At 35.8% G+C, this 13784-nt stretch carries 15 protein-coding genes; all 15 read right to left on the bottom strand.

From position 1 onward, the window contains the following. Positions 1–24: 24 nt before the first annotated feature. Complete coding sequence (locus H3S88_RS12425; protein ID WP_198229067.1) at positions 25–1161, bottom strand: contractile injection system protein, VgrG/Pvc8 family; 1137 nt, start codon at positions 1159–1161, stop codon at positions 25–27. A gap of 7 nt (positions 1162–1168) precedes the next feature. Next, a complete protein-coding gene (locus tag H3S88_RS12420; RefSeq protein ID WP_198229066.1) occupies positions 1169–1597 on the bottom strand; it encodes a phage tail protein in 429 nt (142 codons plus the stop codon). A gap of 1 nt (position 1598) precedes the next feature. Next, entirely contained in the window at positions 1599–3932 is a 2334-nt protein-coding gene (locus tag H3S88_RS12415; protein ID WP_198229065.1) for a phage tail tape measure protein, read from the bottom strand. A 143-nt stretch (positions 3933–4075) separates the two neighbouring features. Continuing rightward, positions 4076–4198, bottom strand: coding sequence for a GpE family phage tail protein (locus H3S88_RS12410; protein ID WP_086326492.1), 123 nt, complete (start codon positions 4196–4198; stop codon positions 4076–4078). 8 nt (positions 4199–4206) lie between these two features. Next, a complete protein-coding gene (locus tag H3S88_RS12405) occupies positions 4207–4506 on the bottom strand; it encodes a phage tail assembly protein (RefSeq protein WP_144093005.1) in 300 nt (99 codons plus the stop codon). A gap of 65 nt (positions 4507–4571) precedes the next feature. After that, positions 4572–5084 carry a phage major tail tube protein gene (locus H3S88_RS12400; protein ID WP_086326490.1) on the bottom strand — a complete coding sequence of 171 codons (513 nt, stop codon included), beginning with the start codon at positions 5082–5084 and terminating at the stop codon, positions 4572–4574. A gap of 13 nt (positions 5085–5097) precedes the next feature. Beyond that, positions 5098–6273 carry a phage tail sheath protein gene (locus H3S88_RS12395; protein ID WP_198229064.1) on the bottom strand — a complete coding sequence of 392 codons (1176 nt, stop codon included), beginning with the start codon at positions 6271–6273 and terminating at the stop codon, positions 5098–5100. 211 nt (positions 6274–6484) lie between these two features. Then, entirely contained in the window at positions 6485–7093 is a 609-nt protein-coding gene (locus H3S88_RS12390) for a tail fiber assembly protein (protein ID WP_198229063.1), read from the bottom strand. Between the two features lie 14 nt (positions 7094–7107). Further along, positions 7108–8442, bottom strand: a complete 1335-nt coding sequence (locus H3S88_RS12385; RefSeq protein WP_198229062.1) for a phage tail protein — start codon at positions 8440–8442, stop codon at positions 7108–7110. A 320-nt stretch (positions 8443–8762) separates the two neighbouring features. Continuing rightward, on the bottom strand, positions 8763–9368 hold the full coding sequence (locus H3S88_RS12380; RefSeq protein ID WP_198229061.1) for a tail fiber assembly protein: 606 nt from the start codon (positions 9366–9368) through the stop codon (positions 8763–8765). A 14-nt stretch (positions 9369–9382) separates the two neighbouring features. After that, the gene (locus H3S88_RS12375; protein WP_198229060.1) at positions 9383–11002 is read right to left on the bottom strand and encodes a phage tail protein; all 1620 of its coding nucleotides are present in this window, start codon (positions 11000–11002) and stop codon (positions 9383–9385) included. Then, positions 10999–11604, bottom strand: a complete 606-nt coding sequence (locus H3S88_RS12370; protein ID WP_198229059.1) for a phage tail protein I — start codon at positions 11602–11604, stop codon at positions 10999–11001. Before H3S88_RS12370 ends, H3S88_RS12375 begins: the two co-directional genes overlap by 4 nt. Then, the gene (locus H3S88_RS12365; RefSeq protein WP_198229058.1) at positions 11594–12505 is read right to left on the bottom strand and encodes a baseplate J/gp47 family protein; all 912 of its coding nucleotides are present in this window, start codon (positions 12503–12505) and stop codon (positions 11594–11596) included. Before H3S88_RS12365 ends, H3S88_RS12370 begins: the two co-directional genes overlap by 11 nt. Beyond that, the gene (locus tag H3S88_RS12360; RefSeq protein WP_086359666.1) at positions 12493–12846 is read right to left on the bottom strand and encodes a GPW/gp25 family protein; all 354 of its coding nucleotides are present in this window, start codon (positions 12844–12846) and stop codon (positions 12493–12495) included. The genes H3S88_RS12365 and H3S88_RS12360 overlap by 13 nt, the downstream gene beginning before the upstream one ends. After that, positions 12843–13481, bottom strand: coding sequence for a phage baseplate assembly protein V (locus H3S88_RS12355; protein WP_198229057.1), 639 nt, complete (start codon positions 13479–13481; stop codon positions 12843–12845). Before H3S88_RS12355 ends, H3S88_RS12360 begins: the two co-directional genes overlap by 4 nt. Positions 13482–13784 lie beyond the last annotated feature (303 nt).

Genomic DNA, 13784 nt, shown 5'->3' with positions numbered 1-13784 from the left:
ATTATTCACCCAATCTTGTTAAGGTTATTTTACTGTGCCTTTAGGCTTTTTGGTTGGGAGTATATTTTCGTAACTTTGTTCTTGGGGTTTTATTTCCAATTCAACTTCAGTTGTAAATCCTGATTGTTTACTTAATGAATGTGTACATTTAGCAATGGTCCATTGGGTTGAGTTTATTTCTGGTTTGAAACCAGTAACTTCAACAGGCATTTCAGTAAATAAATCCGGACGACCTAAGGCAAGTTTAAGTTTAAAAAATGCTGTACCACGTTGAATTTTTTTCATTTCACTTTTAGCAGCTTCTATAGCGCTTTCTTTATTTGCAAAGATATTTCTTAAAACTTTGATTTTATCTTTAGAACCTTCATAATAAACAGAACTCTTATCTAATTGTTCTTTATAGATAATTTTTTGTGGTTCTTTAGTTGGGTTTTTGTAATTATACCAGAATGTTTGCACACCAGCATATTGATTACGATTACTAATTGTATAAGAGTGTGAGTTTCCTGACTCTCTTTTAATTTTCGCAGGAGGAATAGTCTTGCCATTTACGGTTATTCCTAGCCCTTTATTGAAGACGATCAAGATATCATTTTTAACGGTGATCCCACCACCATACTCATCAATTAACCGTGTAAGAAAAGAACTGTCTGATTCTCGGGTCTGGTCAATATGTGGAATATATTTTGAACCTATTTCTTTATCATAGCGATAAGTTAAATTATTGCGTTTAGCAATGGTAGCGATTAAATTACCTAAAGTAATACTATCATAAGATTCTTCACGATTAACACTTATTATTTCTCCCGATAGATTGGCACTAGTACCTTGAATAGTGATGATATCAGGTGTTCCAGAATGCGTGACTTGAGTAATGGTAAAAACATTTTTTATATTTGCTTCAAAGATTACCTCTTCTTGGTTGTCCATCGTAGTTCTTTTGTTATCAGCACTCCATCCAAGCGTAATTTCTAATTTAACCCCTTTTTTGGGTAAATTAACTTTTTGATCGGAATCATCAATAACTAAAGTTATTGTATCTGCTTGAAATCCATTATTATCGACAAATGTCATTGATATTAGACGATTATCAAACTCTTTAGTAATGTCTTGTTTATTATTATCATCTAATAATAAAATTTTAAAGAAAGGGCTGGCCATGTTGTACCTATATAATAATATCAATAATATCTTTGATGCCGCTTTCACCAAAGAAGTCTGGAATATCTACTTTAGTTAGGTTTATTGTGAAATCGATTTTTTTTGGAGAACCGTGACGATCTAGTTCGGTGTAAGTTTTTTCTACACTATTTAAAACAAAGAAACCAAGTGGTACACCATCCCCTTCAATTAGTGGCATTGGTACTGATAAATAAGCCATACGTTCTAGAACTTCAAGGCTGACTCTACCATGAGTTATTTCACTATATACTGAACCAGATAGGTTTATTGTTTCGTTATTAGGTCCTGTAAACTGTAATGCTGAGCGTTTATTAACTCTATTATTACTAGCCCAGCTCCAACTTTTGTTTACTTTCATACTTTTGTAGGGTAATGTTTTTAAGTTGAAAACAAAAAATCCGTAACACATCATCATTTTAGTAGATATCCCTTAAGCTGCTTTTAATTTGAAATAGTTGTTGTTGCTCTCGACGATCCAGTTCTTGAGTGATAGCTCTGACTAACTCTTGTTCATTCATGCCAGGAGCTGCATTGATGGTGATATAGTATTGTGATGTTCCTCCTTGAATATTACTAATCCCCGAATTGGCAATAGGAACTGTTCTATTATTCATGGTATTTAATGGCATGTGTGGCGCATTTGTTGTGACTTTGTTAGCAAACTTACTCATTGAGTCTAGCGCAACGTCTTGTGTTCCATCGATCCCAAGTTGATACCCTTCAATAGTGTTAATACCAAACTCTTTAAAGACTTTTGATGGTGAATTAATTCCTAGTTTTGATTTGAACCAACTACATATATTACTAGCGACATCTGATATGCTATCTTTTAACCCGTTCCATGCATTTTTGATACCATTTGTTAGGCCGTCTATAATATCGCCGCCAATTTTTAAAAACTTATTGAATAATCCATTTTCACCAGTAAAAATTTGTCCTATTTTGTCAGGTAGTTCTTTTATTTTGTCAGGTAATGACATAATAAGATCCCAAACATTACTCACTACTTCAAAGAGTGTTTCAAATAGTTTGATTGGTGCCATAATGATGCTACCAACAATTGAACCAAAAGATACTCCTGCCGATTTACAACTTTCAAACTCTTCATTAGTTAATTTGATTGGCGTTAATAATTGACTAAACCAATTAATCACTCCGCCTATTGCATCACCTATAGCGCTAAATACCGGACCTAAGAATGAAAAAGTATCAATGATTGGCTTTATTTCATTAGTCAATCCTTCCCAAAAACCACTGAAAAAGGCACTAATTGGTTCCCAATATTTTCTTATTACAAGAGCAGCAGCGGCAATTGCCATAACGACAATCCCAATAGGATTGAGTAAAAATGCTCGACCAACTGTCGAGATAACAGCGCCTAAACCTTTAAATGCACTCGTTAAAGTTTTAATCGGAATTTCTCCTAATGCGCCTAATGCTGTACTTGCCATAGAGGTGATTGAAATTATTTCCATAAAGGTCGCGACAAAAGTAGGGTGGTTATTTACCCATTGCTGAGTATTTGCCATGAGATCTGTTAACCATGGCATTGCTCCAACTATTACTCCTTGCATGGAACCGCCCATCGAACTTAAGAGGTTATTAAATGTGGCTTTTAATAATTGAAATTGTGACGCAAAACTTTTACTGTCAATATCTGCTTTTATTTGTAAAGAACCCATTGCATTTGGATCATTAATTACTGATTGTTGTTGAGTAAGTAAAGGCAAATTATTGGTAAGTTTGCCCGTATTTTGGGCTTGTTCACTACCAAATAACTTACTAAGAATTTCTGTTTGTTGGGTAGTATTCTGTTGTTTAATAGTTGTCAGTACTTTTTGTATTGTGTCAATGGCATCAATTGACATGTCTTGTTCTATTTTACTGGCATCGAATCCAATTGACTGTAATGTTTGTTGGAATTGCTCTGATTGCGTTGTGGCTTTTGATAAACTATTGACGATAGCATTGGTGGCAGCAATCGCACCATCTGGTTTTATATTCAGGTTTAAGAACGTTGAATTTAATGCCATAACTTGTTTGAAATCGAGTTTATCAGCAATATCATCCATACCTTTTAACGAACTAATGATATTAGCTGCATTAACATCGGTGTTGTCACTTAGATAATTAATTGTGTCGGCTAAGTTTTCAATATTTTCTATCGGAATATTAAATAGTTTGGCAATTTCACTCATATCTGTTGCTAATTCTTTAGCTGGTAAACCAAACGCGTTGGCTGACATTGCCGTGATTTTGGTAAAGTTTAGCAGTTTTTTTTGTTGTTCACTTATTGGATCGCTTTGTTTGGTTATACCTAATTTGGCATTAGATTCTACTTGTTCAGCAATATCTAATGCTCCTCTAGCTGTCGGTATTTGTTGACTTAGTGATTGAATTTGCTCTTTCATACTGCCAAATAATTCAGTCGGTTTGCCTTCTAGGTCATAAAGCCCTTTAAATTGCCTTGCAATTTTATTCATAGCTTGATCAAGTTCAATAAAGGACTCAACTTGATACAATATTGGTTTGCCAAGATTTGTGCCAATTTCTTTTATCTTTTTACTTGGCGAGCTTTTTTTTTCTTTGTCATCTGAATTTTTGTCAGTAGTTTCCGTATTAGCCTGTGTATTAACTTTTTTTGACTGACTAGTTTCAGAAGACTTTGTATTTGATCTAGGCTTATTCGTATTGTTAGCTCCAGATATTTTATTTTTTTGATTTGGTTTTTTCTTGGATTTTTTGGACATAATTAATTAACTCTGTTTCTCTGATTTTGATTAATGATGTTTATGTTGAGTGCATTAATTGTGTATTGATTCGTTTTTTTAAATTATTCAAAAAATCAATGCTGTCAAACGGTACCTTTTATTTTTGATAATTTTCTTAATGATTATTCAGAATTATTGGTACCGTTTCTGACGCGAGCATGCTCTCGCCATTCCATAAGTTCAGATAAGTTTAATTCATCCATGGCAGATGGTTGCCAGTGAAAGATTAGCGCAATATCTGCCATTGCCTCCTCTACTCGGTTGGGGATTCCTTGTTGGCATCGTTCGAGTTCTGGGACAAAAAATTAATTACCTCTTTAGTGATCTCTGATAAGTCAATTAAATCTAAATTAAATACTTCATGTTCAGCAATTGATGGAGTGGTAATGCGTGGTAGTACTTTTGCTAAAGAGTCGATATCTAAATCAATAAATTCGATTAATTTAACGCCACGTAAATCACCGGTTAAAGGTTTGCGGACAGTAATTTCGTTTATGGTTGTTTTACCTGATTTTAGTCCAGTTTTTAACGTAATTTTTTTGCTGTTAGTCATTTGTTTTCTCTCGTAAGAAGCCCTCGCGGGCTTTTTAATTTAAATGATTAGTTTTAAATTAATGGTTATAGTCCAATGGCACTGCGTGCTTTGGATAGACGATCTTCACCGTTTACTTTGTCGATCATGTTGATAAGGTCGATTTCAGTAATTTCTTCGTTGTTGATGATCTCTTTATAGTATGTACATTGTGTAGTGATTTTAGTCGAGTTGCTTTCACCTTGTTTTAGTTCACCACGATCTTGTTCTTTGTGGCGCCCATTAACGATGATTTCGACTTTAACAAAATCTTCACTATCATCTTTTTGGTAAGCACCAGCAAAACGTAATGTAACACCATTGAGTAAGCCTCCATGCTGTTTAAGCACTTCGTGAGCTAACCCACCGATTGTCCATTCAACATTTAATGCGTCATCTTCATATCCCATGTCGATTGGCACGCTACCAGGCATACCTGCACCACGATAGTTTTCAAATTTTCTGGTTAATTTGGGTGGTGTGAATGATTCGACTTCACCAGCAAAAGATGTCCCGTTGACATAGACATTGAAGTATTTGAGTTTTTTAGGTAGAGCCATTTAATTGTTCTCCTTAGTTAGTGGCGACAGAATTAGCCAGCTCAACCAAATATTTATCGGTAATGCGTTGGCGTAACATAAGATTTTCAAGTGGTGGGACTGGTGTATAATCATAATCAATATATAATTTGCCAGCTTTTAGAATGTCTGCTGTATTAGCTTCAGGATCAAACCATGCTTTACCATCAATAATGTAGCCGTTAGATTTTAGTTCACGGAATTTATTATTAATTGATTCAACTAAGTCTTTAATTAAAGAGGCATGCATTGGTGCGTCAACTAATTGGAATTGTGCTTCAGCAATAGTGTCAGCTAATACTTGTGCTGTACGAGTGTAGTTTTCAAACGCAAATAATGTATCAGCAGAACAAGTACGAGATCCCCAGAAGCGATAGCCTTGATTGCAAATTAGGGTAGTTACATCGTGTTCGTTTAAGTAATTTGAGTCAGAGCTTTCTTCTTGCAAATCCCAAAAGACATCGTTAGAAATACCTGTGACACCATTGACAGGAACATTTGATAATGTTTTATGCCAACCAACTTTTTGGTCAATTTGGGCACGTAGTCCTAAAGCTCTAGCCGTTGCAGCTAAAGTGACATTTTGTTTTTGTGTGGTGTCAAAGCCGACAAAATCTGGCCAAATTACCATAGCTTCACGAGCACCTAATTTATCGCGATAAAGTACGGCTTGCTCTTTAGTTTTAGCACCATAAGCTGAAACATAACAAAAGGCACGTAATTTTTGTGCTAATGAGATTAGTGCGGTAGCAACAGGTAATGAGTCATAACCAGGCACACCTAATATACGTGGTTTTACTTTTAACTGAGTTTGTGCTGAAAGCAGTGCTTTCATACCGGTATATTTGCCATCTTCAGTCGTGGTACCAATGATATTTGCTTCAGTTTCTTCAATAGTTGCACCTTTTTCAACACGAACTGCAACAATAACAGGCGAACATTGATCTGCAATTGCTTCTAGTGTTGATTTAAGTGTTCCCGTCGAGCCAGCTTTACCGATTGCGGTATTGACATTTGTAATTAAGACAGGAGTGTTAAGTGGAAAATGCGTCGCATCGGCATCATCGCCAGTACAAACAATACCAATAACAGCAGTTGATACTGTTCTGATAGAGCGTGAACCTTCATTGATTTCGATGACTCGGACGCCGTGATGATAGTCGTTAGCCATAAGTTCTCCGTTGTGGTTTACATATCATAAAGTTAATGTACTTATCAATATTTACATATTTAATACAAAGGAGTTAGTGATTGGATTTGTAGTGGAAATTACTACAATTTATAGTGAAAATATTTACTTTATAAGATGTATATATCAGACATAAAAACTGCCATTTACTATGCTAAATCGTATTAGTAAATGACAGTGATTGATATCAAAATTAGTTATTTGGATTTTCTGGCCATTCGATATTAGGTGCTTGTTCGATATCAATGCGATTTACTAACACTCGATATTTTTTCCATTCAACGAGTAATTGCGCTTCTTGTTCACTGGCAATTTGTGAATCAACAGCATCTTGTAAATAACTGATTTGCGTAGTTGCTTCAGCGAGAAGTTGATTTTTCTTGGTTGAAGCTTGATTGATTTCATATTGAAGCTGTTTATTTTTATCAAATTGCCATTTTTCCCCATCCCAGCTATCAAATTCACTTGCAGGTTTTAAATCAGTATAACCATCAGGAATTTCACCTAACTCTTGAAGGGTGGTTTCTGCACCTGTTTCAATTGAATAAATCTTAGTGCCACGTAAATCTGTAGGATAGGTCCATTGTTGACCATCGTGAATGATTGCTTGATTGTCTTTAACACTTTTTGGCGATTCTAAATAAGCATTAGCCGGTAAGCCAACACCAATTGGTAAATATTGATAGGTTGCTTGTAAAAATTCACCTTTAGCGTCAACATTATAAATAATTGCCCAGCCTGCTGATTGAGTTAAACCATTATTATCTAATACTGCTGATTCTGGTTTTAATTGATATTTCATTATTTTTCTCCTATTTATTCTGCTTTAACGATATACATAAATGCGATATTGCGTGGTCGGTTTTCATGTGCAACAGGTACAACACTTGAAGCATTAAAAACAATTGTTGCATTGTTAGGATCTAAACTACTTCTTATATGACGAGTATTTGCTGGAATTGTATTAAAAACCCCACTAGCATATTCAGGATTAGCAGCTGTTTTAAACTCTCCATATATATTCCTGATGGCATCGGTTTCCCAACTCAGCAATTCACGTTCTGGATCGACACCTCTAAAGTTATCCCATCCTCTAATAAATTCACCTCGTAAGTCAGGCAAAAAACCTTGAGAGTATGCGGCAGCCAGTTTTGGAAATTGATTTTTATCGAAAGCCGAACCATTGCACTCTAGCCAGCCAGAAGGTAGGTTGTTACTAGGCCATGGTTGAGGGATTCCAACAGGGATTGTTTTATCACCAATAAAGTTTTCTAAATCAAAAATATTACTCACTGATATTTTTGCATTTAAAGCCCCATCTTTTTGAAAGTACCACATTACTTTATTTTCATTGACATTATATCCAGCAGCTAAACCATCATTACGTATAAGTAAGCAAAATCGTTTATCTTCTGAATAGATGCGAGATTCATATAGGTCGCAATGAAATTTATCTGCAATTGGATCAATTCGTTTATGTGCTGCGCTTGCATGATCATATGCAGACTGAGCTTTTATGTCGGAAAATCTTGCATATTCATAAGTATCTCGAACTGCTTTGGGAGTTGCAGCTTGATTTTCAATTGTTGAATCAGTAGCTGAATTTAATTGCACAAAACCTTTTGATGTAGTAGTCGCATTTGGGTGATTAGTTGTTTTTTCATGATTTACTATTTTGCTGGTAATTAAATCGTCCACATATTGACGGGTGGCTAATACCACCGATGGATCAATTTTAAGAGCAACAGCATTAACATTATCAACCACAATAATCATTCGTATGACTTGTGTGCGACCACTGCCTTCAGATAATTTTGGTTTATAGGTGGCAGGGCAATTACCGACAGCAACTAAATTATCATCTTTATCATATAAGCCGATTTCATTAATAAACCAACCGCCTTGATTTTCAGGAATAACTAATTCAGCGATAATTTGATTAGGATTTTTTTCATCAGTGTTTAATGAATTAAGTGGTGCTTGATACACTTCGTGAACTAATTTGGTTTGACTAGCATCTGGTGTTGTCGGATTACCATTTGCATCACCAACAGCCATCTTACTTAATTTGAGTGGAATACCTAAAGCAGTAGCATTTGCTAGTAATGCTGCCCCTTGTTGAGTAAGTAACGTATAAAATTTTTGACCCATATTTTTATCCTATAAATAAAAATTCGAATCGCTAATAAGACGATCGAATGAGCTGATTGTGTTTGTTTTAAATATCTAGTTTATGAATACTTTATAAAGTGCATTGGATTTGCATTTTATAAAATGGCTTGCTAAAGATAGTGACACAGTCTAAAAAAATTAGTTAATGGAAGGATTTGTAAAAAAAATCATTACAAACAGCTAAAACAACCAATCGCTAGAAATATAAGATGTGAATAAAAAACCTTAGTCAAAATTGAAGTGTCCAACTTTATGGGGTCACTTCAAAATTACTAAGGTTTTTTGTTTATCTATCAAAGTTATTTAGGTTGTTTTGGCCATTCGATATTAGGTGCTTGTTCGATATCAATGCGATTTACTAACACTCGATATTTTTTCCATTCAACGAGTAATTGCGCTTCTTGTTCACTGGCAATTTGTGAATCAACGGCATCTTGTAAATAACTGATTTGCGTAGTTGCTTCAGCGAGAAGTTGATTTTTCTTGGTTGAAGCTTGATTGACTTCACATTGATGCTGTTTATTTTTATCAAATTGCCATTTTTCCCCATCCCAGCTATCAAATTCACTTGCTGGTTTTAAATCAGTATAACCATCAGGAATTTCACCTAACTCTTGAAGGGTGGTTTCTGCACCTGTTTCAATTGAATAAATCTTAGTGCCACGTAAATCTGTAGGATAGGTCCATTGTTGTCCATCGTGAATGATTGCTTGATTGTCTTTAACACTTTTTGGCGATTCTAAATAAGCATTAGCCGGTAAGCCAACACCAATTGGTAAATATTGATAGGTTGCTTGTAAAAATTCACCTTTAGCGTCAACATTATAAATAATTGCCCAGCCTGCTGATTGAGTTAAACCATTATTGTCCAATACTGCTGATTCTGGTTTTAATTGATATTTCATTATTTTTCTCCTAATTATTCAGCTTTTACTATATATGTAAATGCGATATTACGCGGTCGGTTTTCATGAGCTACAGGGGAGGATATCGACGGATCAAATATCAGCTCTTCACAACCCCAAGCAGTGACGCCCTCATTTGGTAATCCTTTCTTTTTACCTACTCCATTTAATCTAAATGTCCCATTAGCATTAACTAAATCACCTAGAAAACCATGATCGGGATTATTCGAACCATACACTGAACCCCAAATGTTCCGAATTGCATCGTCCTGATAACTTAAAATATCTCTATCGGGATCTAATCCACGTCCGTTATCTTTACCGCGAATAAATAAACCGCGTAAATCTGGTAGGAAGCCATTAGGATATGCAACTGCTAGTTTTGGAAATTGATTTTTATCGAAAGCCGAACCATTGCACTCCAGCCAGCCAGAAGGTAGATTGTTACTAGGCCACGGTTGAGGAATTCCAACGGGGATATAGTTGTTAATGTTGGATGTTGTGATAGTTTCATACCATTGTTGTTTACCATCTATTGTTGCGCAGCGGTTAAATATTTTAGGTGTTTTTGATGCAACAACGAATAATTGTTCAACGTAAAAGTTTTTATGTGAACTACCGTAAACAGCTAATGTGGCTGAATCATTTCTGGACAAATCTGGAAAATCAGACGTTTGAGTTGCATACCAACCGCTTGGTAACCGATCATTTGGATTACTAGTTGGAGCGCCAGTTAATGAGCCGATTCCGTAATCTCCAGTTTTTAGCACTGACTTACCATTAATTACGACATCATCAATAGATTGAAAACTCCACGAGTTTTTTGTCGAGTTATATACTAATTTGCTCTTCCATTGTTTTTTATTTGCATCATAGAATACATGTGCGTAATCATCGCCGCTCGTTCTCGATACCATCACATTTTCACTGTCACTATATCTATGTTTTATTCCGAGTTCTGACAAAATTAATTGACCGCTCATTGTGTCGCCGGATTTTTTTAACGCCCCGTTTGCTAAATCATAGGCTTTTTTAACAGCTAATGGTGTTGCGGCTTGGTTTTCAATATTAGAATTAATTGCCGAATTTAATTGTACAAAACCTTTAGATTTAGTGGTGGCATTTGGGTGATTGATTGATTTTTCATGAATCGTCATCTTTGCGGTAATTAAATCATCAACGTATTCTCGGGTAGCTAATACCACTGCCGGATCGATTTTTAATTGAATAGATTGGGTATTGTCTACAATAATAACCATTCTAATCACTTGTGTTCGGCCACTGCCTTCAGCTAATTTAGGTTTATAGGTAGCAGGGCAGTTACCTACGGCGATTAGATTACCTTTATCATCAAACAAACCAATTTCATGAATAAACCAGCCGCCATCAGACTCGGGTATAACTTGCTCTGCAATAATTTGATTGGGGTTTTCTTTATCGACAAATAGTGTGTTGATAGCTGCACGTCTAACTTCGTGCACTAATTTGGTTTGGCTTTCATCCGGTTTTGGTATTTTACCGTTGCCATCTCCAACTGCCATTTGAGTTATTTTAAGTGGTACGCCCAGTGCGGTAGCATTGGCTAACAATGCCGCCCCTCGTTTAGTTAAGATTGTATAGTAGATTTGATTCATGGTATTATGCTCATTGTATCGATTAAATGAATAGTTGCACCAAAATGGCTTTCAGATTGCGTTATTACTTTTTCAGCGATATAAGGATAGATAGCTAATGTATTACCATCATAACCACTGACACCGATGGTTAGGGAGCCTTTAGAGGCTAATTGAATCGCCAAATTTGATAATTGACGAGATACGGGTTTCACATCATCAATTATACGACTAAGTTCGTTATAATATTCTTCGGTTATGCCAGTATCTGATACGCCAATTTCCAGTGTAAAAGAACCTGGAGTTTGATTGTTTTGCCACCATTCACTAATTTTGATTAAAAAACCAAATGGCTCGACAGCACGGCGAATTGCTTCTTTAGTACCTTTGAGTTTATGAATTTCAAATGCTTCAGCAATGACTTTTCGTTTGATCTGCTCAGACCATTCTTCATCCCAACGGTCTACGCTATATTGCCATGCTAAATAAGGCAGTAATTCATATGGACAAGTTTGTGGATCCCAAAGTGAACGTAGTGGAATTGGTGGCTCACAAGCAATCGCTTGTGAAAGATTTTTTTCAAGTTTGGTAGCAGTAGGGGGGAGTAGCGTTTTATTCGCCATAACCTGCTACCTCAATCTGATAGTTTGAACAATAGCTAGCTTGCTCACGGCTGATGATAATATCTTGTGCAGGCTCTTGAAGTTCAACACGCTGTACACCAACAACATGTAATGCTGAAATAATTGCACTGCGACTGATTCTTCGTCCAATTCGATGTTTTTCGCTAATATAAGCTTGTAAATTATTCATGGCCGTTTTTTTAATCGGCTCTGATTCTGGTCCTGGATATAAGTAAAGTTTAGCTTTGATTTGATAGTTAATTAATTCTACCGATTTAACGGTTACCCTATCAGCAATAGGACGGCGATCGTCTTGATTAACTGCTTTTTTAACGATTTCAATCAGTTCATCTGAGGCAACACCATTATTATCGCGTGATAATATTGCTAATGTAACACAAGCTGGTGATGGACTTTCAGCTGCGGCATCTAATACTCGTCCATCAGCACTTCGAGCAAAAAATTCATAAGCAGCTCGAGGGCCAGCGACTGATAAGCCTTCAAATGCAGATTGAATTCGCACTCTAAAATCACTATCAGCTTCTTTGATCTCTTTAATAGCTGGAACGACACTATTATCTTCAGCTTGAATGGTTAAACGATGAACATTAAAATTTGCTCCTAAATTATCTAAATCCTGATCTTTAGCGTGAGCAATCATAAGAGCTTGTGATGCTTCGTTTATTCGTTGCCGTAAAAGCAGTTCGTAATAGCTGCTTTCTTGTAATAACTTTACAATCGGCTCACTTTCAAATTGTAATGTTTTAGCAACTTCTTCCTGATCTTGAGCACTATAAAGTGAAAGAAATTTAGCTTTGCGACGATTAAAAATCTCCTCAAAATCTAATGATTCAATCACATTTGGGGAGGGTAATTTTGAAAGATCAGTTAATGTGGCCATGTTGCTACCTCGATTTCGCTAGTAAATGTTTGGTTTGGTTTGTCTATTCGGGAACCAGTTATTTGTAAGGTTAATTTTTCTTTATCAGGAAATACGTCGACAGCATCAAGTTTTATTCTCGGTTCCCATTGAGCAAGTGCCAATACCGTTGCCGAAATCACTCGTAATTTTGTTGCTTCTGTATTTGGATTATCTAAAAGTAAAAACAGTAAAGAACCATAACTACGACGCTCAATTCTGGAACCAATCGGTGTCGTAAGAATGTCTTTAATCGATTGGTTGATATGATCCATATCGTTAATCGTTCGCCCTGTTTTGCTGTTCATACCTATGTAACTCATTGCGGTTTTCCTGTTGAATCACCACCAGCTTTAACGCCAATGTGGATGTGAGAATCTAATACAATACCGTTTGATGATAATTGACCTTGTTGATGAATGACGTTTCCAGTTAATGTGCCTGTATTTCCTTTAGCTCCACCACCACTAGCACTAAATGATTTGAATGTTACATGATCACTGCACTCCACTAATGGAGTATCAAGTTGAATTTTGCTACCTGCTTTAGCGGTTATTTGTTCACTGGCCTCAATCACAGCGGTTTTGATACCTTTGATAGTTAGTTGACTAGTTTCAGGTTCATATTCAAATGATGCACCATCAGGGAATGTCACAATATAACCATCATCAGATTTAGCTGGAGCAGGATTTGTATCACAATAAATGCTAGGTAATACGCAACCTAACGAAAGATTACCATTAGGGCTTAAAATAAATACTTGTTCACCTACCGATGGGCGCCACCATGTGCGACTTTTTCCCGCACGATGACTAAACCAAGGTAACCATGTTGTAATTAATTCACCAGTACGGACTTTAACCCGATCGCCATTGGTTTGATAAATAACACCAGGGCGAATCAGGTTTTCAATTTTTCGTAGAATGTCGACTAAGTCGGCGGGATGATAATTTTTCATAACGACTATGATGAAATTTTATCAAGTAAAAATAAAGCAAGCTTGGTTGTAGTGATAGGGGTTACAAATTTTCAGTGAGTTAACTAAGATTTATGGTTTATTTGAAATGATTTAATCAGTAACTTCTTGACTAATCATTTTATGTTTTAAATAAAATAATAAAACACAATGTTAAATGAATATTAAAAAAGAGCCTTTAACATCAAAAAAGTCGGAGATATGAAGTGACCCCCAATAGTTGGACAACCACTAACTGGGGGTCTTTTTATGTCAAAATATAGTCGAGATTTAAAAATTATCATA

Source organism: Gilliamella sp. B14448G11 (assembly GCF_016101765.1).
Lineage (GTDB): Bacteria > Pseudomonadota > Gammaproteobacteria > Enterobacterales > Orbaceae > Gilliamella > Gilliamella apicola_N.
The sequence above is the reverse complement of the archived record's forward strand: the minus strand, read 5'-3'. Positions and strand labels throughout refer to the sequence as shown.